Origin of the sequence: Burkholderia sp. Ac-20379, assembly GCF_017104645.1 — a bacterium.
Taxonomy (GTDB): domain Bacteria; phylum Pseudomonadota; class Gammaproteobacteria; order Burkholderiales; family Burkholderiaceae; genus Burkholderia.
Genome location: NZ_JAAGPF010000796.1, coordinates 1 through 813 on the forward strand (window position 1 = coordinate 1; position 813 = coordinate 813).

1 protein-coding gene is annotated in these 813 nt (G+C 72.4%); it reads right to left on the reverse strand.

The annotated features are described in order from the left end of the window. The coding region (locus G3N92_RS34685) for a TolC family protein (protein ID WP_206131956.1) at positions 1-813 on the reverse strand (813 nt) is incomplete at both ends.

Below are 813 nucleotides of genomic sequence, written 5' to 3' on the forward strand. Positions count from 1 at the left end.
TCGGGACGGCGGCGCAACAGGCTCAGGCCGTCGCCCACCGGCAGCGTGTGCGCGATGCGCGGCGGCGCGCTGCAGCGCTCGGCGGCGGCCGGCAGGTCGGACGGCGCGCGCCCGAGCAGCACCGCGAGCGAATACAGCGCCGCCTGGCGGTTGGCTTCGAGGTTCGGGATCGTGGCGGCCTGCGCCTGCTGCTGCGCCTTCGCCTGCAATACGTCGACGTCGGCCGCCGCGCCGTGCGCGTGCAGCCGCTCGGCGAGCCGGTATTGACGATCGGCGATGCCGAGCTGATCGCGCGCGTTGGCCAGCGCGGCGTTGCCTTGGCACGCGAGCAGATAGCCGTCGACGGTGTTCACCACCAGCTTGATCTGCGCGGCCGCGAACGCGAAGTTTTGCGCGTCGTAGGTGGCGCTGGCTTCCTCCACCGCGCGGCGGATCCGGCCGAACAGGTCCACCTCGTACGACACGCCCAGATTGATGCCGGCCGCGTTGAAGCGATGCAGGCCCGACGCGCCGTAGACGTTGTTGCGCTCGCGCGCGTAGCTCGCCGACACGCTGGTGGACGGCAGCCACGCCGCGCGCGCCTGATCGAGCGCGGTTTGCGCGGCGGCCAGCGTCGAGGCGGCCTGGCGCAGGTCGAGGTTGGCGCGCAGCGCTTCTTCCACCAGTGCGTTGAGGTCGGGATCGGCGTAGAGCTTCCACCAGTCGTCGGGCACGCTGGCGGGCGTGTAGAGCTTCGCCGGGTCGGCTTGCGGCACGCCGGCCGCGCTGCGGCCCAGCGCGGGCAACGCCGTGGAGCATGGAAGAGCGTCGTGT